Genomic DNA, 23,094 nt, shown 5'->3' on the forward strand with positions numbered 1-23,094 from the left:
TTTTTATTGTTCTTGTGTCTCTTTTTCTTTTTCTCGTTCAACAGCCATTTCAGCAGCAATTACGTCGATTTCTTTTTTCAGTTCTTCTACCATTGTTTCTTCTGGTACTTTACGAACGACTTGCCCTTTACGGAATAATAATCCCTCTCCACGTGCACCAGCAATACCGATATCAGCTTCACGAGCTTCACCAGGGCCATTTACAGCGCAACCAAGTACTGCAACTTTAATTGGTACTTGAAGTGTAGAGATGTATTCTTCCACTTCGTTAGCGATGCTAATTAAATCGATTTCAATACGACCACAAGTTGGACAAGAGATAAGTGTCGCTGCGTTAGACGCAAGACCGAATGATTTTAATAATTCACGAGCAACTTTTACTTCTTCAACTGGATCAGCACTTAATGAAATACGTAGTGTATTTCCGATGCCTTTACTTAAGATTGCTCCAAGACCAGCGGCACTTTTTACAGTTCCAGCAAACAATGTTCCAGATTCTGTAATACCTAAATGTAATGGGTAATCAAAAGCGCGAGCAGCTTTCTCGTATGCTTCGATTGCTAAGTTAACATCAGAGGCTTTCATAGATACGATAATATCGTGGAAATCTAAGTCCTCTAAAATTTTAATATGATGTAGCGCGCTCTCAACCATACCATCTGCAGTTGGGTACCCGTACTTTTCTAAAATGTGACGCTCTAATGAACCGGCGTTTACACCAATACGGATTGGAATACCGCGCTCTTTTGCTGCATTTACAACAGCTTCTACTTTATGGCGACGACCAATATTACCTGGATTGATACGTACTTTATCAATGCCACCTTCAATTGCTTTTAAAGCAAGGCGATAATCAAAATGAATATCAGCAACAAGTGGAATGTTGATTTGTTTTTTTATATCAGCAATAGCATCTGCTGCGCGTTCATCTGGAACGGCAACGCGGACGACTTGACAGCCGGCTTCTTCTAAACGCTTGATTTCAGCAACTGTTGCTTCAACATCATGTGTTTTTGTTGTTGTCATACTTTGTATAATTAATTCATTATTACCGCCGATTGTTAAATTACCGACTTTAACTGGACGTGTTTTTGTACGATGAGTCATTTCATTCACGAATAGATCGCTCTCCTTATAAAAGAAGTTTCTTATTTAGTCCCTCATATCAATGATAGTATACGTGATATAGGGCTATAGAAACCGAAGTGCTCGGTTTCACTTTTACTATTGTATCAGCGCCTTTATGTAATTGACAAGGATTAAGTGATAGCTTATTGATATAACGGGAATTTATAAGACTTTCCAATTTGGATTTTTGTAGCAGATGTACTTTTGTTTAATAGTTTAAAGTCGTCAATGACTTTTTCTATGGAAGGAATTTTTTTCTTGTTAATTTGTTCTGTAATAGAAAGAACTGTCTCACCAGTTTTTACTTCAATTGTTTTATAAGATGTATCCGTTTCTTTTTCTGTTTTATTCTCTTTATTTTGTTGGCTGTCTGCGTTCTCTTTTTTAATCGTTTGGGCAGAGGTTGTTTTTTTATATGAACTTAACATCGGTAAAGTACCGATTTTTATATCGTAATAAAATACATAACCGAGAACAAGCACGAATAGGAATATACCTAACCTCTTCATATTCTTCACTCCTTTGCTAGGAATATATGCTTGTCCAAAAAAAAAATGCCTATTTAGGCATTTTTTTATTTTTCTTTCGGTTGGGGTACCTCTTTAATCGTTAAGTATAGAACGATTAAAACAACAGCGATATAAATGAATGTTGCCCCAGGTACGACGATTTTGAATAAATCCATAATCATGAAGAAAATGGTTGGGATTGTGTAGCTGTATGCAGTTAGTGTCCAAACTTGTTTATAGGATAGTTTACGTTGACCGCTCATAGCAGAACCGATGAACGCAAGTAAGGTCACGCCTACAAAAGTGATGAATAATTGGAATAGGTACACTAAGAATCCGATAACGAATAATAAAATTGGATAAATATTATCGAATAAAGAAATAAATTCTTGTAGATCTTTTTTCTCAAGAGATGCACCTAACAAATCGTTATAAGAATACGTTTGTGTTTGACCATTTCCCATAGAGACTACTTTATCTTTTAAAACAAATAAACCTGTTTTATTTTGATATTTTTCTAGGTCTGTTGAATTTGGATCAAATACGAAAAGTGCATTTCCTTCTTCTTTTTCAATGGGTTGATCAATATCGGCTTTTAGTTCGCCATTTTCAATCTTAAAGTCAGGTAAATCTTTATCGATGACTTGATTTACCATGCCTACACCATCTTGGATAAAACTACCGTACAAAAAAGTTCTTGGAATAGTAGTAATTAAGCAAAGTAGCATAATATACAAAATGGTTTTACCGATTTTTTGAAAACGGAATAGCGCCATATCTTTAGGCGAGTATATGCTTTTTACGAATTGGGTAAATATGGACATAGATTCACTTCCTTTATGTATGTATAAAATCATTGTAACGTAGGAATCTAGAGAATCTCAAGATATATTATATTTACATATAGTGGAGATAACTAAATTTCTTTTTATTAACTTTCTTCTTTTAAATAAGAAAAATACAATTGACACTTTTCTTTTCTATATGGTAAATTTATCTTACCTTTCTTAAAGGGCATATCCGATAGGAATTCCTTTATTTGATATGTTGTTACATACATAATTGTGGACCCTTAGCTCAGCTGGTTAGAGCAGACGGCTCATAACCGTCCGGTCGTAGGTTCGAGTCCTACAGGGTCCATATCCATTTCGCATGTTTATTATGTTAGCAGGAAGCTTCCTTGTAGAAGGAAGCTTTTTTTACGGAATATATGAGCATTTTAATTGAAAAGAAGTGGGAATTTTGCTACTTTAATGATAGCAAGACAATGTGATTTATTTGTTTGCACCCTATGGCAATTAGGGTAGAATGAAGTTGTATGTCACTAAGTGGCAATACATAAACTGGGAGGAATATAACAATGGCAAAACACGAATTACCAAATTTACCTTATGCGTATGATGCTTTAGAGCCTCACTTTGACAAAGAAACAATGAACATCCATCATACAAAACATCACAACACGTATATTACAAACTTAAACGCTGCTTTAGAAGGTCATGCAGAATTAGCTGACAAAAGCGTAGAAGAATTAGTTGCAAACTTAAACGAAGTACCAGAAGCGATCCGTACAGCAGTACGTAACAATGGTGGCGGACATGCTAACCATACATTCTTCTGGACAATCTTATCTCCAAACGGCGGAGGACAACCTGTAGGTGAACTTGCAACTGCAATTGAAGCGAAATTCGGTAGCTTCGATGCATTCAAAGAAGAATTCGCAAAAGCTGGCGCAACTCGCTTCGGTTCTGGTTGGGCTTGGTTAGTAGTAAACAATGGTGAGTTAGAAGTAACAAGCACTCCAAACCAAGATTCTCCTTTAACTGAAGGTAAAACTCCAGTTATCGGTTTAGATGTTTGGGAGCACGCTTACTACTTAAACTACCAAAACCGTCGTCCAGACTACATCGGCGCATTTTGGAACGTTGTAGATTGGAACGCTGCTGAAAAACGTTACCAACAAGCAAAATAATCGTAATAAATATAGAAAAAGCTAGGGAAGAGCCCCTAGCTTTTTTCTATGCTTTCCTTTTACATAATTGGGCTTGTCTTTGGAAGACTAGAACATGAAGTAAAGGAGAGTTGTGTATGAAGTGGAAACATATAATTGGTGACGTTGAAGTGAATCGGGATTTAGTGTTATTGCTCCTTATAGGAGGTTTATACACGCTCGCAATTTCTTTATCGAATACGTTTGTAAATATTTATTTATGGAAGCAAACACAAAATTATGTGAATCTTGGCTTGTATAATTTGGCCAGCGTTGTATTACAGCCTCTCACATTTCTTGTAGGGGGGAAATTAGCGAAACGTATCGATCGCTCGATTTTATTACGAATAGGAGTAGGAACGCTCGCAATTTTTTTTATCGTTGTTTTAGTGGCTGGAAAAAGTGCTTCTCAGTATATTTTATTAATGGGGGCTCTTTTAGGAGTAGGATACGGTTTTTACTGGTTGGCTTTTAACTTATTGACATTTGAAATTACAGAACCAGAAACAAGAGATTTCTTTAATGGATTTCTTGGACTTCTTACATCTTTCTCTGGGATGATTGGACCAATAGCAGCAGGATACACAATTTCACGCATGGAGAAATGGAGTGGTTATACTGTTATATTCTTTCTTTCATTAGTTTTATTTGCAATTGCTGTCGTCTTAAGTTTCTTTTTATCTAAAAGAGAATGTGAAGGGCGTTATGAAATTGTGCAAGTATTGAAAGAACGAAGAGTTGATAAAAATTGGGGAAAGATTACACGAGCTCATTTTTTCCAAGGATTGAGAGAAGGAACGTTTATTTTTGTCATTTCAGTATATGTGTATTTAGCAACTAATAGTGAGTTCGCATTAGGGAAATATAGTTTAGTGAACTCTGCTGTATCCTTTGTATGTTATTACTTGGTCGCTCGCATGTTAAAGAAAGAGTGGCGAAAAAAAGCAATTTTACTTGGGGGCATTATTTTATATGCTGTCGTCTTTTTAGTTATTTTCAATGTTACATACACGAAATTACTTATTTATGCGGCATGTATTGCGGTTGCATATCCTATTTTACTTGTTCCATACGGGTCAATGACATATGACGTAATTGGTAGAGCTAAAAATGCGAGAGAATGGCGTGTGGAATATGTCGTTGTCCGGGAGTTATGGTTAAATGCCGGAAGAATCTGTTCCATTTTAAGTTTTTTATGTGCTGTACTATTCTTTCCACCTGAAAAAAGTTTACCTTACTTATTATGTATTTTAGGTGCTGGACATTTTCTTATTTATTTTGCAGTTAAAAATGTCAAATATGATGGGGAAAATGCAGATAAAACAAGTGTTGTAACGCAAGGAACTACGCAGAATCAAACTGAACCAGAAGGTTAACTTCTCGTTTGTTTTATGCTAGAATAGAAAAAGATGTAAAACAGCAGTGAGGACACCTGTATGAAGGTGTCCCTTTCACATTACATAGCTGTTGGTAGAGGGGGTTTGTATGAGCAAGAAGCAGAAGCAAAATAAGAAAAAGACCCACGTTCCTTTTCGGTTAAACGTGCTGTTTTTCTGCGTGTTTTTAATGTTCTCCGCGGTTATTGTAAGGCTCGGATATGTACAAATTGTTCGCGGTGAAGAATATAAGAATGAAGTGGAGAAGAAAGAAAACTCAACGATAAGTAATCCTGTACCGCGTGGGAAAATATTTGACCGTTATGGGCGACCTGTAGTAGATAATGCAGCCATTCGTACTATTACATTTACAAAAATGAAAGGATCAACTGCAGAGGATCGCTTAGAAACAGCGAAAAAGCTAGCAGATTTGATTGAAGTACCGACAGATAAATTAACAGATCGCGATAAAAAAGATTATTGGCTTGCTATGCATAAAGAGGAAGCTAAAGAAAAAATTACGAATAAAGATCGTCAAGAGTTTAAAGATAAAAAAATTGATGATAAAGAATTAGACGAGCGTCAGCGCAGTCGTGTAACAGAAGAAGAGATTAATCAATTATCCGCAAAAGATCTAGAAATACTAGCGATTAAGAGTAAGATGGATGGCGGATATGCAATGACACCTCAAGTTATTAAAAAGGATGCTACAGAAAAGGAATATTCGATTATTAGTGAAAACCTAGCAGCATTACCAGGTGTAGATACGAATGTTGATTGGGATCGAAAATATACGTACGATGATTTATTCCGAAGTGTACTTGGTGGGGTGTCGACATCTGATGAAGGCTTACCGAGAGAAAGACTAGATTACTATCTTGTCCGTGATTATAATCGAAATGACCGAGTAGGAAAAAGTTATCTTGAACAACAGTATGAAGATAGCCTGCACGGTACGAAAGCAGAAGTTAGAAATGTTACAGATAAAAACGGTAATATTTTAGAAACGATTAATGTATCAAAAGGGCAAAGTGGTAATGACTTGAACTTAACAATTGATATGGAATTACAAAAGCGTGTGGAAGATATTCTTGCGAATAATTTAATGAGATTTAAAGGAAGCGAACCTCTTTTAGATCGCGCATTCGTTGTAATGATGAATCCGAAAAATGGTGAAGTTTTATCCATGGCTGGGAAACAATTAGTTAATGAAGATGGTCAAACGAAAGTAAATGACTTTGCATTAGGTACCATGACAAGTTCTTATCCGATGGGGTCAACTGTAAAAGGTGCAACAGTACTTACTGGATATCAAACTGGTGCGATTCAACCAGGGGCAGTACAATTGGATGAACCAATTAAATTAAAAGGTACACCTACGAAGTCGTCTTGGAAAACGATGGGATATATTAATGACCTTACAGCTTTAAAAATGTCTTCTAACGTTTATATGTTTAAAACAGCGATGAATATCGCTGGTGTTCCATATGTGAGAGGTGGTACGTTAGATATACCTCAAAAAGCATTTGATACGATGCGTTATTATTTCGGACAGTTTGGACTGGGTGTAAAAACAGGAATTGATTTACCCAATGAATCTGCTGGTCAGATGGGTAGAAGTAGTCAACCAGGTTTCTTACTAGATTTATCAATTGGACAGTATGATACGTATACACCGCTTCAATTAGCGCAATATATTTCGACGATTGCCAATGGCGGATATCGTATGCAACCACAAGTTGTAAAAGAAATTCGTCAACCAGCAGTGAAACCAGATGAAGTTGGGAAAGTTGTTCAATCTATGGAACCGAAAGTATTAAATCGTGTTGATATGCCAGAATCGCAAATTAAACGTGTTCAAGAAGGATTTAGACAAGTGTATAATGATTCAGGTGGTACAGCTACAAAATACTTTACAGGTGCAAAATATAAAGCGGCAGGGAAGACAGGTACCGCGCAAACTGTGTATGGCGGAGATAAAGAGATTGGTAGAAAGGCAAACGGTGAACGTGTGGAAACATATAACCTAACATTAGTAGGTTATGCGCCACTTGAAGATCCAGAAGTAGCATTCTCTGTTGTCGTTCCGTGGGTACATGATGATAAGACTGGTATTAATGGATATATTGGTCGTGAAATTATGGACGCTTACTTTGATTTGAAAAACAAAGAAGTAAATGGTGAAACTCCAAAAGATGACAAAGACAATAAAAATAAAGATCAAGATGATGAATAAAAAAATTGTAAAAAAGCACACTATCTGAAAAGATAGTGTGCTTTTTTTTATGGTTTATGCATATCGTGTAATAAATGTGGACAAGTATACAACACTGAAAAACACGCGGCCGTATAAATGATACTTGTATATGATGAGATAGGGGATAACTGTTTTATAGGGAAATCATCAGAGAAAATGAATAGCTACTACTGATTAAAATTGTATCGTATGTTGATCTTTGTGGAACTTTACAAAACTTTTACAAACAATTAAAACCGAATTAATAGTTTAGCAGTATTCTTATATCTGTAATCCTGTTATTTCCGGTTACTTCTAGGAGGAAGAACACGTGAAATGGATGCGTACACCGATTAAAATTTTCGTACTATCAATATGGTTCCTCTGTTTTGAAATGTCTACTGCATTTGCTTTAAATAATACGGGAGAAGTGAGAGTTGATGGATCCTCAACGGTTTTTCCTATTATAGAAGCAGTAGCGGAGGAATATACAAAGGTGCATCCAGACGTGAAAATTTCCATCAGTATTTCTGGAACTGGGGGAGGATTTAATCGTTTCGGTAAAGGAGAAGTAGATATAAATAATGCTTCGAGAGTAATGAAACAAGTCGAGAAAAATGAAATGAAGAAAAATTCTATTCAATTCACACCTTTTGAGGTGGCTAACGATGGTCTTACAATTGTTGTGAATTGGCACAATACATGGGTAGACGATATGTCAGTAGACGAGTTACGTCTACTGTGGAGTGAAGATGGAAGTGAGAAGCGATGGTCACAAATTCATTCAACATGGCCACGTGAACAAGTGAACTTTTATGCACCAGGCGTAGACTCTGGTACGTATGATTATTTTCAAAATGTCATCTTACAAAATCATCGCATTGTAAAAAAAGTCTCTTTGTCTGAAGACGATCAAGTTATTATGCAAGGGGTAATGAATGATAAACATGCCATTGCTTTTGTAGGATATGCTTATTATATGGCTAATCGAGATAAGGTGAAAGCAATAAAAGTAAATGGTGTATTTCCGACGAAAGAGACCATTCAATCAGGTAAATATAAGCCGTTATCTAGGCCGCTACTTACTTATGTGAATAATGCATCTATCCGAAATAAAATGAATGTAGCAAACTATGTTGAGTTTATGATTCAGCATGTTGGTAACCTCGCTGAAGAGGTCGGTTATGTAAAATTGCGAAAAGAAAAATACAATGAACAGCTGCGTATGTTAACAGAAATAAAAAGGTAATGTCAGGGTGGAAAGGGGTTTTCATCTTTGGCTCATAATGACAAAAATCAAATTACATTTTCTGTACAACATTTGATTGAAAGAAATAAAAAGCAAAGAAAAAAAACGCAGCGAATCAATCGAATAGTACCTTTATTACTAAAAATAATTGCTAGCGTTTCTATTGTGACGACACTTGGAATTGTTTTTACGCTCTCTAATGAAACAATCATGTTTTTTCAAAAAATATCACTATACTCCTTTTTGACGGAGAAAGAATGGTTACCATTTTTTGAAGATCCTAAATTTGGTATAGTATCACTTATATGTGGAACGTTCCTTGTAACAGCGCTTGCTATGTTTGTGGCAATTCCTATCGGTTTAGCGTGTGCTGTATTTTTAAGCGAATATGCTTCAAATAGTGCACGGAAAATATTAAAGCCGATGTTAGAGCTATTAGCAGGTATCCCGACAATTGTATACGGTTTTTTTGCATTAACAATTGTTACACCGCTTTTACAAAGGATTATACCAGATTTACAGTTTTTTAATGCGATTAGTCCAGGAATCGTTATCGGATTTATGATGATGCCTACAGTTGCATCTCTATCTGAAGACGCGATGAGATCTGTGGCGAAAGGGACGAAAGAAGCTTCATTAGCACTCGGAGCGACGCGGTTTGAAATGGTAAAACAAGTGGTGTTTCCGTCCGCTTTTACAGGGATTATGGCAGCAATTATATTAGCGGCTTCTCGTGCAATTGGTGAAACGATGATCGTTGTAATTGCAGCAGGATCCACACCAAATGTATCGCTTGATCCGACACATTCTATTCAAACGTTAACAGCCTATATTGTGCAAGTAAGTTTAGGTGATGCTCCGCATGGAACGGTTACGTATTACAGCATGTATGCTGTAGGTGCAACTTTATTTATGTTTACTTTTATTATGAACATCATTTCGCAGTCTATTATGCGCCGTTTTAGGAGGATGACATAATATGCGAATGTTGAATCATAATAAAATACAAAAAAACATGGCATCACGCTTTTTAAAAGATCGAATTTACAAATTGTTATTTTATATAGCAATTTTATTTTCAATCGTAATTTTGTCTGTGTTACTGTTTCAAATTGTTGAAAAAGGCATAAGTTATCTTTCAATAGATTTCTTTACAAATTTCGCTTCACGTAATCCGAAAGAAGCTGGTATTGCTGCAGCTTTGTCAGGGACAATATTATTTATGAGTATTGTTATACCTGTTTCTTTTATATTTGGAGTTGGAACAGCTCTTTATTTAGAGCAATATGCGAAGGAATCTCTATTTAAAAAAATAGTAGAGATTAATAATCAAACGTTAGCAGGAGTACCATCCGTTGTATTTGGATTGCTTGGTTTAACTATTTTTGTATATGCTCTTCATTTAGGAGAGAGTATAGTTGCAGCAGCACTGACGATGAGTTTACTCGTCTTACCAACAGTTGTTGTGGCGAGTCAAGAAGCAATCCGATCAGTACCAAGTGTATTATTAGAGGGTTCTTACGGATTAGGTGCTACGAAGTGGCAAACGATGTATCAAATTGTATTGCCATATGCTTTCCCGGGGATTATAACGGGCTGTACGTTAGCGATATCAAGAGCAATTGGAGAAGCAGCACCACTATTAGTGATCGGGGCACTTGCGTTTGCGAATTATGTTCCATTTAGTATGTTTGATAGATTTACAGTTTTACCAATTCAAATTTTTAATTGGATGAGTAGGCCACAAGAAGAATTTCAGTATGTAGCAGCAGCTGGGATGATTGTTTTGTTAGGTTTGTTGCTATTTATCAATATATTTGTTTTATGGTTACGAAATCGAAAATAAGTTGGAAGTGGATGAAAGGGGAATTCAAATGGTAGCAACAGTAGTAAATGTACAGGTGAAAAACGAAGAGAAAATCGAGACTGCGCCAAAGAAAGTAGTATTTGATACGAAAAACTTAAATTTATGGTACGGGGAAGACCATGCTTTAAAAGATATTAATTTAAGTATTCATGAGAATGAAGTTACAGCCATTATCGGTCCAAGTGGCTGTGGTAAATCAACGTACTTAAAAACGTTAAATCGCATGGTAGAGTTAGTACCGATCGTTCGAACTACAGGTGTAATTGAATATAGAGAACGCAATATATTTGATAAATCATATCCAGTTGAAGAATTAAGAACACATGTAGGAATGGTGTTCCAAAAGCCAAATCCATTTCCAAAATCTATTTATGAGAATGTAGCATACGGTCCAAAAATCCATGGTATTCGTGACAAAAAGACATTAGATGAAATTGTTGAAAAAAGTTTACGTGGAGCAGCGATTTGGGATGAATTAAAAGATCGTTTGCACGATAATGCATACGGTTTATCTGGTGGACAGCAACAGCGTCTATGCATCGCACGCTGCTTAGCTATTGAGCCAGACGTTATTTTAATGGATGAGCCAACATCGGCATTAGATCCAATTTCAACATTAAAAGTAGAAGAATTAATTCAAGAGTTAAAGAAAGACTTTAGTATTGTTATCGTAACGCATAATATGCAACAAGCAGCGCGTATTTCAGACAAAACTGCTTTCTTCTTAAGCGGGGAAGTTGTGGAGTATACAGATACAAACAAATTATTTACGACTCCTTCAGATAAGCGTACAGAAGATTATATTACAGGTCGCTTTGGCTGATATCGTCGCAAAGCTAAGAGAAAATGCCCTCTTAACAGAGGGCATTTCTTATTTTTATCTCACTTTAATAGGGAAGTAATACTTCCTTTATTTTAAGTTTTATTACAAGTGTAAGAGGCTATGTAGGAGATTTATCCCGCTATTTGCGGGCAGTAAGACCGGATTTCAAAATTCAACAAAAGCAAAGAAGTTAGATGGCGGGCCGCCTGTAAAAGCCCGATTGATGAGGGTTGATTAAAGTTTCACTTTATATATAATGGCACATAATATTGAGGGGGAAGAAAAAATGGTAAGAGAACAGTTTCAAGGTGATTTAAAAGTGTTACAGCAAAAGGTAATCGAGCTTGGAGAATTAGCAAATGCGGCTTTATTGATTGCTATGGAAGGTCTGCATACAAGGGATGTAGAGAAAGCGTTAGAGGTCATTGATGGTGATTACCGCATGGATAATTTAGAAGAGGAAATAAACGATCTTGCACTTATGCTTATTACGAAGCAGCAACCTGTAGCAAGTGACTTAAGAAGGATCTTTATTTCAATTAAAACAGCGACAGATTTAGAGCGTATTGCAGATCATGCTGTTAATATTGCAAAGGCTACAATTCGTCTTGGGGAAAAAGAAGTGGCTGTTAGTTTGCACAACCTGGATGAAATGTTTGCGATTGCAAATGAGATGTTGCATTTAGCGTTAGAAGCATATGAACAAGAAAATTTAACTTTTGCGAAACAAATCGCTGAAATGGATGATTCTGTTGATGAAATATATGGAAAATCAATTCGTGAGTTTATATCTTCAGTTCCGGAACAACCAGAAGCAATTACGCAAATTACACAATTATCATTTGTGGCGAGATATATTGAGCGTGTAGCAGATCATATTACAAATATTGCTGAAAATGTCTTTTATTTAGTAAAAGGAAAGCATTATTTATTGAATGAGTAGGAATTAAAGCGGGTGATGAGAAATCACCTGCTTTTTTTAGTCAAAACATGACAAAAAAAGCTCGTTGTTTCCTTTAGTTTATGATGATAAGATGTATCATAATGTAATGGGAAAATTAGTATATATGTTGTTCGTTAATAAGTATTATTTATCAATTAATAGTAAGCGCTTTCTTTGAGTTTGAACCGTACGTTTTTATAGGTGGGACATTTAATTATAGGGTCTTTTAAATGAGGATTCGTTTAACTAATCAAGTTTATGCTGCTAGTTCATGTGGGATAGAGAATATACATATGGTATATGGAGCTACTGAACATTATATAAGTGGAGGCTGAAGTATATGAAGGGGGTTATTTTAGCTGGAGGAAAAGGAAGACGCCTTAGACCATTAACATGTAATACTCCAAAGCCGATGTTACCGTTATTAGAAAAACCAGTTTTAGAATACAATATTGAGTTATTACGCCAGCATGGTATTCGTGAAATTGCAATTACTGTTCAATATATGAGTACGACCATTAAGCAATATTTTGGTGATGGTAGTAAATGGGGAGTTAACTTGTATTATTTTGAAGACTCTCCTCCGCTTGGTACAGCAGGGAGTATTAAACAAGCAGAACAATTTTTAGATGAAACATTTGTTGTGATAAGTGGGGATGCATTAACTGACTTTCAATTATCAGAAGGAATTAGGTTTCATGAACAAAAGAAAAGAATAGTAACAATGTTTGTGAAAGAAGTAGAAAATCCACTCTCATTTGGATTGGTTGTAATGAATAAAGACCAGGAGGTTACACGATATATAGAAAAGCCGGGCTGGAATGAGGTAGTCTCTAATGTTGTGAATACAGGCATATATATTATGGAGCCAGAAATCTTTTCTTACATACCGCCTAGGCAATTTTTTGATTTTAGTCATGATGTGTTTCCGTTATTGGCAAATAAAAATGTGTTATTCGCATATTTGTCAGAAGGTTATTGGTTAGATATCGGCACATTTAATCAATATCGACAAGCACAATTTGATTTGTTAACGAAAAAGTTACAAGTACCTATTCCTTATACGGAAGTATTACCGATGGTATGGATGGGAGAAGGGGTGACGATTGGCAAAGGGACGAAAATTCATGGCCCCTCTTTTATTGGAGAAGGAGCAAAGATTGGTACAGGAGCTGTAATTGAGCCATATTCTATTATTGGGAAAAATAGTATCGTTTCAAATTATTCTCATCTTCAAAAAAGTATTGTTTTTGCAAATGCCCACATTGGGAAGTATTGTGAACTATTAGAAACGACAATAGGAGAGCGTACAATAGTTGAAGATGACGTTACACTGTTTCAAAAAAGCGTTGTAGCGGATCACTGTCATATTGGGAGAAGCACGGTAATTAAGCAAAAAGGAAAACTATGGCCTTATAAGGCCATTGATAGTCATTCGATAGTAGGAGCAGCTGGTATTCAAGAGAGTGAAATGAGTGCAGGTTGGTTACAAAAAAGCCGCATTGTAGGAAGAGGGAATGTTGAAATTACTCCCCAGTTTATCGTGAAGATTGCGATGGCGTATGGATCTCTTTTTACAAAAGGAGAGAGTATATTAATTGGAAGTCAAGAAAATATAGAAACAACCTCTTATAAAAATTTATTTTTACATGCTATTCATGGTATAGGGATTCATACGATGGAATGTAAAGAAATGAACGAGTCACTTTTTCAATATAGTGTTCATCATTTGCAATGTGCAGGTGGTGTTTTCATTCAAGTGGAGAATGAGAATGAGATTGTTATAAAGTTATACAGTCAAGCTGGCATGCCGTTAACGTATAAGCAGCAAAAAGAGATAGAACAAGTATATATGTCCGAATTGTTTTATTACGTACATGAGAAAGAAATGGGGCGTAATGAGCTGGTTCATGTTTCTATAAATGAGTATATAGAAGTTATATTGGAGCATATTGATATCGAGAAAATACAGATGCAGAAGTTTCATCTTCTTATTAATAAGAGAAATGATACGTTGCAACATTTACTTATGCTCTTTCTGCAAAGACTTGGTTGTACAGTTACATGGATTTATGCAAGCGAACAAAAAGATCATGTGAAAGCTTTGATGAAATCAAGTAAAGCGAATATGGCTCTTATGTTTTCTGAGCAAGGAAATCATTTCGAGTTATACGATAAACATAGTAATATTTACCAGGGTACAGATTTGGAAGAGGTAGATATTCCGGATTTTTTACTCGAATCGACAGGAAATATTTACCCGATGTCTTTGAAGTTAGGAGAATGTTATCTTCTATTTTATACGCAGGATGAAAGAAAGTCGTTTCAAGTAAGGTGGAAGCGAGATATTTTATATCGAATTGGAAAATTATTCGAGCTAATAGCATTGCAAGGAAAAACGTTTCTCAGCATAGTAGAGCAATCACCGCCGCTCTATTTACTTTATGATGAAGTGGTATGTTCATGGAATGAAAAAGGGGAAATTATGAGGAAATTATTGGATGATATAGAAAGGAAGGGAGAAGGTATATTTGAAGGAGTACAGTTCAAATATACTGAAAAAGAGTGGTCTTATATCGTTTCTGACACAAAACAACCAAAATTTTTAGTGTATTCACATGCTAGAAACCCAGTAATAGCAAGGGAAAACATGGAAAATCTTATAGAAAAAATTAGACAATATCAAAAGGTGTAGAATTTTTATTTTAAAAGTGGTATTATAGTATAGTCTGATTTAAGTTATTAGTACTGGAGGGAAATAAGAATGCGTGTGAATATTACTCTAGCATGTACAGAATGCGGAGATCGTAACTATATCTCAAAGAAAAATAAACGTAACAACGCTGAGCGTATCGAGCTTAAAAAGTATTGCAAGCGTGACAAGAAGTCTACGTTACACCGTGAAACAAAGTAAGCAGTAGGAATATTTTCCTACTGTTTCTTTTTTTATTCGATTCCTATGTTAAAAGTGATACACTATCATCATAGAGAAAAGTGTCACTGTAGGGGGGAAATGTGTGAAAGAAGAGAAAGTGCGTTTGCGTAAACAAATAATAGAACACATGAATTCTTTATCAGAAGAACAGTATACAACTTTATCAGAACAGATTGCATTTTTGCTGTATGCGCAAAAAGAGTGGGTTGAAGCTAAAACAATTGGAATTACTCTTTCAATGGAAAATGAAGTGAATACATATCCTATTATTGAAAAAGCTTGGGAAGAAGGAAAGAAAGTTGTAGTTCCTAAGTGTAATAAAGGAACAAGAACGATGTCCTTCCGGCAAATTAATAATTTTGATCAATTAGAAACGGTGTATATGAATTTACGCGAACCGATTCCCGGGCTTACGGAAGAAGTGAATGTGGATGGAATTGATCTTCAAATTGTGCCGGGCGTAGCTTATACAGAACGAGGAGAGCGAATTGGGTACGGCGGTGGCTATTATGATCGTTATCTCGTGCATTATAAAGGGAAAACGCTATCATTAGCGTATGGTTTTCAAATGGTAAAACACATTCCGGTAGAGCCATTTGATAAAAATATAGAAAAAATTATTACAGAAAAAGGAACAATGCTCATAAATGAGCTTGTCTAGACAAATAAAAATTGACGAGACTTTTTCTTCTTGATTATAATAAAATATGTGAACGTTTTCTTATTATAATTTTTTATAGTAAGCGAGCATAGAGGGTGATGAAATGGTATCTATTTATGATATTCAGCAATTGCTAAAGAAATTTGGTACGATTATTTATACGGGAGATCGAATTGCAGATTTACAATTAATGCAAGATGAATTGCGTGAATTAAATCAATCACAGCTAATCGATCCACAAGACTATCAAACAGCTTTATTTTTATTGAAGCAAGAAATTCAAAAAGAGCTAAATAAGAATTAGATAAAGGTAGGTAAGCAACATGGAAGAGAAATGGTTAGTTGGTGTTGACCTTGGTGGTACAACGATTAAATTAGCATTTATTAATGTATACGGTGAAATTTTACATAAGTGGGAAATCCCTACGAATACAGGTGAGCAAGGAAAACATATTACACTTGATGTTGCGAAAGCAATTGATAAAAAGCTAGAAGAATTAGGCGAATTGAAGAGCAAGTTAATTGGTATTGGTATGGGAGCTCCTGGCCCTGTACATGTGGCATCTGGAATGATTTATGAAGCGGTTAATTTAGGGTGGAAAAACTATCCGCTAAAAGATTTATTAGAAGTAGAAACAGGATTACCTGTTGTTATTGATAATGATGCAAACTTAGCAGCGCTTGGTGAAATGTGGAAAGGTGCTGGTGAAGGTGCAAAAGATTTAATCTGCATGACACTTGGTACGGGCGTTGGTGGTGGTGTAATCGCCAATGGTGAGATTGTACACGGCGTGAGTGGTGCTGCTGGTGAGATTGGACATATTACAGTAGTTACAGAAAATGCTTTCCCATGTAATTGCGGGAAGTCTGGTTGCTTAGAAACAGTAGCATCTGCAACAGGTATTGTACGTGTTGCTATGCAAAAAATACAAGAGACTAATAAAGAAAGCATGTTGCGTTCTATGTTAGCTGAAGAAGGACGTATTACATCAAAAGATGTCTTTGAAGCACTTGGACAAGGTGATGAATTAGCAGGCGAAGTAGTAGAAAAAGTAGCTTCTTATTTAGGATTAGCTGTAGCGAACCTTTCTAGTACGTTGAACCCAGAGAAAATTGTTATTGGTGGAGGCGTGTCTAAAGCTGGAGATGCGCTATTAGAACCAATTCAACGCTATTTCGAGCAATACGCTTTCTCACGTGCTGTAAAGAGCACGAAGTTAGCTATTGCAACACTTGGTAATGATGCAGGTGTTATCGGAGGAGCTTGGCTTGTAAAAAAGCACAAATACGAAGCGAAGATGATATAAGATGTGAAATATGAAAAGAGGAAGGGGGAACCCTTCCTCTTTTTGTGTGAAATCTCGATGAAGAATAAAGTGTAAACGAATTAAGCTGCTGGTGGATACCCGTTATATAGAACAGTCATGATCGTAAACCATCCGAAAACGAGTACAGTTGCAATTGCAAAGCCGCTCGCGAAAAAGTTTTTTTCACGAAGTGTTCTAAGCGTAGCAAATACAGCTAACAGAGTGACAAGTGTAAAAATAATAACAAGGCCCATACAATATCCTCCTCTGTCTACCCATTTCTTATTATGAGTTTTTGGAATATTTACTCTTTTATATTGTACATGTTTTAAAAATGATTGTCGAGATAGCATCCTTTCTTTTCCTCAGAGAAAGAAATGTTGTATCATTAAAAGTAAGTTTAATAATTGGAGGAGATTTCATATGAAATGGATACAAATGCCGTTAGGCCCATTGCAAACCAATGCTTATATTTTAATGAACGATCAAAAAGAGTGCATTATCTTTGACCCTGGTCATGAAGGTGAAAAGCTCGTTACATATTTACAAGAAGAACAATTAAAACCATTGGCGGTTTTATTAACACATGCTCACTTTGATCATATCGGTGCTGTTGATGCGGTAAGAGACGCTTTTTATATTCCTGTATACGTACATAAAGAAGAAGCAGATTGGTTAGGAGATGCAACTGTAAACGGCTCTCAAATTTTTATGATCAACCGCAGTATTACAGCAAAACCAGCGGATCATATTATTGATGCAGAAGGTACATTAACAATTGGATCATTTAATTTTGAAATTTTTGAGACGCCGGGACATTCTCCAGGAAGTATTTCTTATTATAGTAAAGAGGCGAATGCTGTATTCTCAGGAGATGTATTGTTCCAAATGAGCATTGGAAGAACAGATTTGCCTGGTGGAAGTTTTGCTGAATTAATTGGAAGTATTGAAGAGAAATTATTTGTATTACCAGATGAAACAGCGGTGTTATGTGGACATGGTCCAGAAACAAGCATTGGCTTTGAAAAAGAAAATAATCCGTTTTTACAATAAGGAGTCATTATGGGAATGGAGCTCATTTTAAGAGAATGGATGGGGAAAGAAAAGGATTATTCAATTTCATATAGTACGTATATGAACCTTGTATTGTATACAGAAGGTCATGGATATTATATGAAAGAACGTGAAAAGATTGGAAGAAAAGGGGATTTTTTTACAAGTAGCAATGTATCCTCTGTTTTTGCAAAAACTTTTGCTAAACTTTTTATTCGTCTTGTTGAAAATGGTGAAGTTGCTTCGAATATTTGTGAGGTTGGTGGGGGAACTGGAAAGTTTGCCTATGATGTTTTACAAGAATGGAAGCAATTATCTCCAAAAACCTTTATTGATTTAAACTATTCAATGATTGAAGTGAGCCCTTTTCATAGGAAATTACAGCAGGAGCAACTTGGCTCATTTTCTAATGTATCGTACTATACCTCCTATAGTGAAATGGGAGATTCTTTCGAGGGAATTCTTTTTTCGAATGAGTTGTTTGATGCATTTCCTGTTGAAATAATTGAGAAAAGAAATGGTATGTTGTATGAAGTACGTATTACATATACAGAGGAAGGAAACCTTTCAGAAGTATGTAGGCCGTTAGATAAAAGAATTGGTCGATATTTATTGAAATATAATATTCATATTGCTGAAGGGCAACGTTTTGAAGTACCAATTGTGATGGAGGAGTATATAAAAGAAATTGCGAAATGGTTTCAAAAAGGTATATGTATTACAGTTGATTACGGATACACAAAAGAAGAATGGATGCATCCAGCACACCGTGAAGGAAGTTTGCGAGGGTATTATCAGCATAAGCTAATACGAAACCCACTAGCGTATCCAGGTGAAATGGATCTTACTACTCATATTCATTGGGACGAGCTAACTGAGATGTTTAGTCTGCAGGGAATGAGTGCAGTATGGCATAAGAAACAATCTGAGTTCTTGTTAGCTGCAGGAATATTAGAACAGCTTACGAGCCATCAAGATACGAATCCTTTTTCTGAAACGCAAAAAAAAAATCGAGCAGTTCGTTCTATGATTTTGAATGGAGGAGTAGGGAGTGCGTTTGATGTTGTTATACATACAAAAGATATGCAACATTTGCATTTGGAGCAGTATGTAACAATATAAAAAAACAAGACACAGTATATACTGTGTCTTGTTTTTTAATACGACTTATGTAGTATTATATATTTCCTCTCATGATATATATTTATATTAAAGATATGAGATGAAAAATATAGAATACGTTCTTTTTCTTCGATTATTAGTCCCTAACCTAATAATACGCGAACGAGTTGAATTATTGTTTCGTTCTCTACTTTGTAATAAATTTCTAATCCTTTTCTTTCACTAGAAACGATTTTAGCGCTTTTTAATTTTGCTAAATGCTGTGAAATTGTAGATTGTGGCATGTTTAAGCCAGTATACATTGTAGAAACGTTGCTTGGACCGCGCTCAATTAATCCTTTTACGATACATAAACGAACAGGATGAGCTAGTACTTTTAATAATTCTGCATTACTTTCATATAGTTCTAATTCTTTTTGAAAGGTTTCTAACATGTTCTTTTCCACCTCCGTGTGAGCTATTATACCATACTATACATACCAAAAATTTAAAGAAAAGAAAATAGTTGTTGCAGAAAAAAAGTCCTAAAGTAAAGAAATTGTAAGAAAAGAGACCCTGATGTAAATAAAATAGGTAAATTAGCACGTTTTTGTAAAATAAAATTTTTGGGTGAAAATTTCGATGCGTTTTAAAAATTGAAAGATATAGATATATTTGTAACACAATTTTATCATGATTTTCTTATTCTTTCAAATGAATATACAAAATTTTTAAAATAATATGACAAAGGAATTGTAATGATATATATAGAATATAAAACAGTTTAAAAGAAAAGAAGCTGAATGTAATTCGCTTCTTTATGATGATAACGAAATATTTGATTACAGCTGATAAATCTTAGGATAATCAAGTCATTAGTCATTTATTCTAAAATTCATCTTTTAGCAACGTTAAAAACCTGTGATTCCATATGTTCTCGTAAAAATCAATCGTCTCTTTTGCGGACATAAAAGGATTCTTCAACGTAGAGGTTGTTTTCTGTGCCATAAAGTTTTCGTATCCCAGTCCGTGGGCAAACTTAATCGTAGCATCCATACAGTACTCTGTTTGGGCACCACAAAATTCAATGCGCTTTACAGATAATTGATCTAAAATTTCTTTTAAGTTTGTTTTATAAAATGAATTTGCATGTGTTTTTCTTACAAAAAAATCTTGTTCTTGAACATCTAGATCGGTATGAATAGCCCAATTTTCTTTCTCGGGTACTAAATCATCATCACAATGTTGAACAAAAAGGATTGGTTTATTTAATTTTCTGTATGAAGAAATTCTTTGATTTACTTTTGTTAGTAAGTTCTGTAAATCAAATAAATGCTCTCCGCTATAACATACTCCATTTTGTAAATCGATAACGATTAAAATATCTGTACAAGTATCCATTATTTTTGCTCCTTTTTATTTCTTAATATATCAATTAATCCATTACTTGGAAATAGATAAAAATTTTATTTTTTAATGAACTATATAGACAGAAAAGCACTAAAACGAGTATGGTAGACAGCATAAAAAAAGATATGAAAACTTAATTTCATATCTTCTATTCATTCTATACATTTACAGGTTCTTCTACATAAGAAAGGGCATTTTCAAAATCGGATATTAAATCGTCAACATTTTCAAGGCCAACTGATAACCGAAGTAATGAATTAGAGATCCCTCTTTCATCACGAGCTTCTTGCGACAGTGCTGCATGTGACATTTTTGCTGGGTAAGAAAGAATTGACTCTACCGCTCCTAAACTAACTGCAAAAACGGGTAATTTTACTTTTGACAAAAATTGGCGGAGTGCATCTTCTGACTGCAAAGTAAACGATAAGACCGCTCCAGCTGATGTTGCTTGAGATTGTTGAATATCAAATCCGAGATGCGTTTGTAATCCAGGATAATAGACATTTTGTACTTTAGTGTGCTCTTGTAAATAATGTGCAATTTTATTGGCATTTTTAGCTGAATGCTCGAGGCGTACATGCAATGTTTTTAGGCCACGAAGTACGAGAGAACAATCTTGAGGCCCTAAAATAGCACCGAATGCATTTTGTAAAAATCCAAGCTTTTGAGCGAGTTCTGCATCTTTTACTACTGCTAATCCGGCAGTAACATCACTATGACCAGCAATAAATTTTGTAGCACTATGAAGAACGACATCAGCTCCAAGTTCAAGTGGTTTCTGGAATAGTGGTGTCAAAAAAGTATTATCAACAAAAGTAAGAGCGCCAATAGATTTTGCAAGTTTAGAAACTTCGCGGATATCTGTCACTTTTAAAAGTGGGTTAGAAGGTGTTTCTACATAAAAGAGCTTTGTATTTGGTTTAATGTTTTGTTTTATTTCTTCTAAATTGGTCATATCAACAAATGTATGTGAAACACCGTAACGGGAGAGTACCTCAGTTATCACTCTGTAAGTGCCTCCGTATACATCTTCTGAAATGAGTACGTGATCACCTTGTGAAAGAAGGAGGAATGCAGTGGAAATCGCTGCAATGCCTGATGCAAAGGCGAACCCCTTTGTTCCACCTTCTAATAAAGCAATGATATCTTCAAGAGCTTCACGAGTTGGATTTCCTGACCTGCTATAGTCATATTTTCCGAACGTATCTACATCAAACTGGTGAAAAGTTGATGTGTTATAAATGGGAACGTTCACAGCGCCCGTTTGTGAGTCATGTTTATATTGGTTGTGTAGTAAGAGTGTATCTATAGAATAGCTCATATTTTTACACCTTCTTTTACGAGTTTAATGGCTTGCTTTAAGTCTTGAATTAAATCGTTACTATTTTCAATGCCAACGGAGAATCGAAGAAGACGATTGCATACACCGTTTGCTGTTCTAATATCTTCAGGAATATCAGCATGTGTTTGCGTTGCTGGATAAGTCATTAAACTTTCTACACCACCAAGACTTTCTGCAAATGTAATTAAGGATAAAGATTGTAAGAATGGATTAATCCAAGCTTCATCTTTAAGGCGGAATGAAATCATGCCGCCTCTTCCTGGATAAAATACATCTGTCACCCCGTTTTCATCATTTAAATATGCAACAACTGCTTTCGCATTTTCTTCATGTTGTCTCATGCGAAGCGCTAACGTTTTCATACCGCGAATTAATAACCATGAGTCAAATGGGCTTAAAACCGCGCCTGATGCATTATGATAATGAGCGATTTCCTCGCAAAGTTCCATTCCTTTTGCAACGACAAGTCCGCTTAGTACATCGTTATGTCCCCCTAAATATTTCGTTGCGCTATGGAGTACAATGTCAGCACCTTCTGTTAATGGTTGCTGTATATAAGGTGTGTAGAATGTGTTGTCTACAATAAGAAGTAGTCCGTGCCTTTTCGCTACAGTTGCGACAGCAGCAATATCAGTAACTTGCATTAATGGATTAGTTGGAGTTTCTATGAAAATAGCCTTCGTTTCAGTTGTGATAGCTTGCTCAATTTGTTTAATAGATTGTGTATTTACGTATCTACATCGAACATTCCACTTTTTTTCGTGCTCAGAAAATAATCGATACGTTCCTCCGTATAAATCTTCAGATACAATAAGTTCGTCTCCAGAGTGGAATAGAGAAAGGACGAGGAGAACAGCCGCCATCCCTGAACTACAGGCATAACCTTGTTCGCCATATTCTAAGTCTGCGATCGCCTGTTCTAAAAGACCGCGAGTTGGATTGCCAGTTCGTGAATAGTCAAAGCCAGTAGATTTACCAATTCCTTCGTGACGATAAGCGGTTGAGAAATAAACCGGTGGATTAACCGTTCCTGTTGTAGTTTCACTGCGATTTCCGATTTGTGCTAGTTTCGTTTCGATTGTTGACATGTGAAAATTCCTCCTTTTTAAATTGAAACATTAAGTGAATATAAAATAAAAAAAGCCTTCTAAGAAGAAGGCTTTC

Annotated in this window: 23 protein-coding genes and 1 tRNA gene; 16 read left to right on the plus strand and 8 right to left on the minus strand. The window is 35.5% G+C overall.

What is annotated here, in order from left to right:
- Positions 1–3: 3 nt before the first annotated feature.
- From ispG to yqgB, 3 genes are all read right to left on the minus strand, one after another.
- The gene (ispG, locus tag MHI28_RS25765; protein ID WP_198284553.1) at positions 4–1,107 is read right to left on the minus strand and encodes a flavodoxin-dependent (E)-4-hydroxy-3-methylbut-2-enyl-diphosphate synthase; all 1,104 of its coding nucleotides are present in this window, start codon (positions 1,105–1,107) and stop codon (positions 4–6) included.
- Between the two features lie 164 nt (positions 1,108–1,271).
- The gene (gene yqfZ, locus MHI28_RS25770) at positions 1,272–1,637 is read right to left on the minus strand and encodes a protein YqfZ (RefSeq protein WP_000825421.1); all 366 of its coding nucleotides are present in this window, start codon (positions 1,635–1,637) and stop codon (positions 1,272–1,274) included.
- 65 nt (positions 1,638–1,702) lie between these two features.
- Positions 1,703–2,461, minus strand: a complete 759-nt coding sequence (gene yqgB / locus MHI28_RS25775) for a protein YqgB (protein WP_000021895.1) — start codon at positions 2,459–2,461, stop codon at positions 1,703–1,705.
- 242 nt (positions 2,462–2,703) lie between these two features.
- Here yqgB and MHI28_RS25780 point away from each other — a divergent pair.
- The 14 genes from MHI28_RS25780 (at position 2,704) to glcK (ending at position 17,024) form a co-directional block, all read left to right on the plus strand.
- A tRNA-Ile gene (locus MHI28_RS25780) sits at positions 2,704–2,777 on the plus strand.
- A gap of 220 nt (positions 2,778–2,997) precedes the next feature.
- On the plus strand, positions 2,998–3,609 hold the full coding sequence (sodA, locus tag MHI28_RS25785; RefSeq protein ID WP_001052032.1) for a superoxide dismutase [Mn]: 612 nt from the start codon (positions 2,998–3,000) through the stop codon (positions 3,607–3,609).
- A gap of 116 nt (positions 3,610–3,725) precedes the next feature.
- Complete coding sequence (locus tag MHI28_RS25790) at positions 3,726–5,003, plus strand: MFS transporter (protein ID WP_000871388.1); 1,278 nt, start codon at positions 3,726–3,728, stop codon at positions 5,001–5,003.
- Between the two features lie 109 nt (positions 5,004–5,112).
- Positions 5,113–7,239, plus strand: coding sequence for a peptidoglycan D,D-transpeptidase FtsI family protein (locus MHI28_RS25795; RefSeq protein ID WP_000038981.1), 2,127 nt, complete (start codon positions 5,113–5,115; stop codon positions 7,237–7,239).
- Between the two features lie 331 nt (positions 7,240–7,570).
- Entirely contained in the window at positions 7,571–8,488 is a 918-nt protein-coding gene (locus MHI28_RS25800; RefSeq protein WP_000871825.1) for a PstS family phosphate ABC transporter substrate-binding protein, read from the plus strand.
- Between the two features lie 27 nt (positions 8,489–8,515).
- A complete protein-coding gene (gene pstC, locus MHI28_RS25805; RefSeq protein WP_340828330.1) occupies positions 8,516–9,466 on the plus strand; it encodes a phosphate ABC transporter permease subunit PstC in 951 nt (316 codons plus the stop codon).
- A 1-nt stretch (position 9,467) separates the two neighbouring features.
- Entirely contained in the window at positions 9,468–10,334 is an 867-nt protein-coding gene (gene pstA, locus MHI28_RS25810; protein ID WP_001242568.1) for a phosphate ABC transporter permease PstA, read from the plus strand.
- Positions 10,335–10,362: 28 nt separating this feature from the next.
- A complete protein-coding gene (gene pstB / locus MHI28_RS25815) occupies positions 10,363–11,178 on the plus strand; it encodes a phosphate ABC transporter ATP-binding protein (protein ID WP_000226681.1) in 816 nt (271 codons plus the stop codon).
- 286 nt (positions 11,179–11,464) lie between these two features.
- A complete protein-coding gene (gene phoU, locus MHI28_RS25820) occupies positions 11,465–12,121 on the plus strand; it encodes a phosphate signaling complex protein PhoU (RefSeq protein WP_000251245.1) in 657 nt (218 codons plus the stop codon).
- A 340-nt stretch (positions 12,122–12,461) separates the two neighbouring features.
- A complete protein-coding gene (locus MHI28_RS25825; protein ID WP_340828331.1) occupies positions 12,462–14,816 on the plus strand; it encodes a sugar phosphate nucleotidyltransferase in 2,355 nt (784 codons plus the stop codon).
- Positions 14,817–14,885: 69 nt separating this feature from the next.
- The gene (gene rpmG / locus MHI28_RS25830; protein ID WP_001265616.1) at positions 14,886–15,035 is read left to right on the plus strand and encodes a 50S ribosomal protein L33; all 150 of its coding nucleotides are present in this window, start codon (positions 14,886–14,888) and stop codon (positions 15,033–15,035) included.
- Between the two features lie 103 nt (positions 15,036–15,138).
- Complete coding sequence (locus MHI28_RS25835) at positions 15,139–15,717, plus strand: 5-formyltetrahydrofolate cyclo-ligase (RefSeq protein ID WP_000656859.1); 579 nt, start codon at positions 15,139–15,141, stop codon at positions 15,715–15,717.
- A 103-nt stretch (positions 15,718–15,820) separates the two neighbouring features.
- On the plus strand, positions 15,821–16,021 hold the full coding sequence (locus tag MHI28_RS25840; protein WP_000253699.1) for a YqgQ family protein: 201 nt from the start codon (positions 15,821–15,823) through the stop codon (positions 16,019–16,021).
- 19 nt (positions 16,022–16,040) lie between these two features.
- A complete protein-coding gene (glcK, locus tag MHI28_RS25845) occupies positions 16,041–17,024 on the plus strand; it encodes a glucokinase (RefSeq protein ID WP_000391701.1) in 984 nt (327 codons plus the stop codon).
- 80 nt (positions 17,025–17,104) lie between these two features.
- Here glcK and MHI28_RS25850 read toward each other — a convergent pair whose 3' ends face one another.
- On the minus strand, positions 17,105–17,278 hold the full coding sequence (locus MHI28_RS25850; protein WP_000524852.1) for a DUF2759 domain-containing protein: 174 nt from the start codon (positions 17,276–17,278) through the stop codon (positions 17,105–17,107).
- A 169-nt stretch (positions 17,279–17,447) separates the two neighbouring features.
- Between MHI28_RS25850 and MHI28_RS25855 the strand changes: the two genes are divergently transcribed.
- Both MHI28_RS25855 and MHI28_RS25860 read left to right on the plus strand, forming a co-directional pair.
- Positions 17,448–18,077 (plus strand): MBL fold metallo-hydrolase, encoded by a 630-nt coding sequence (locus MHI28_RS25855; protein WP_000871228.1) that lies wholly within the window; start codon positions 17,448–17,450, stop codon positions 18,075–18,077.
- A gap of 9 nt (positions 18,078–18,086) precedes the next feature.
- Positions 18,087–19,199: a class I SAM-dependent methyltransferase gene (locus tag MHI28_RS25860; RefSeq protein WP_000525134.1), complete on the plus strand. Its 1,113-nt coding sequence runs from the start codon at positions 18,087–18,089 to the stop codon at positions 19,197–19,199.
- Between the two features lie 143 nt (positions 19,200–19,342).
- Here the strand turns inward: MHI28_RS25860 and MHI28_RS25865 are convergent, their stop codons facing one another.
- From MHI28_RS25865 to metI, 4 genes are all read right to left on the minus strand, one after another.
- Positions 19,343–19,633, minus strand: a complete 291-nt coding sequence (locus MHI28_RS25865; RefSeq protein WP_000894377.1) for an ArsR/SmtB family transcription factor — start codon at positions 19,631–19,633, stop codon at positions 19,343–19,345.
- Positions 19,634–20,066: 433 nt separating this feature from the next.
- Positions 20,067–20,579, minus strand: a complete 513-nt coding sequence (locus tag MHI28_RS25870) for a cysteine hydrolase family protein (RefSeq protein ID WP_000379186.1) — start codon at positions 20,577–20,579, stop codon at positions 20,067–20,069.
- A 166-nt stretch (positions 20,580–20,745) separates the two neighbouring features.
- Positions 20,746–21,909 (minus strand): cystathionine beta-lyase, encoded by a 1,164-nt coding sequence (gene metC, locus MHI28_RS25875; RefSeq protein ID WP_000122298.1) that lies wholly within the window; start codon positions 21,907–21,909, stop codon positions 20,746–20,748.
- Positions 21,906–23,018, minus strand: a complete 1,113-nt coding sequence (gene metI, locus MHI28_RS25880) for a cystathionine gamma-synthase/O-acetylhomoserine thiolyase (protein WP_000103880.1) — start codon at positions 23,016–23,018, stop codon at positions 21,906–21,908. Before metI ends, metC begins: the two co-directional genes overlap by 4 nt.
- Positions 23,019–23,094 lie beyond the last annotated feature (76 nt).

Source organism: Bacillus sp. FSL K6-0268, from assembly GCF_038005425.1.
Taxonomy (GTDB): Bacteria; Bacillota; Bacilli; order Bacillales; family Bacillaceae_G; genus Bacillus_A; species Bacillus_A thuringiensis_S.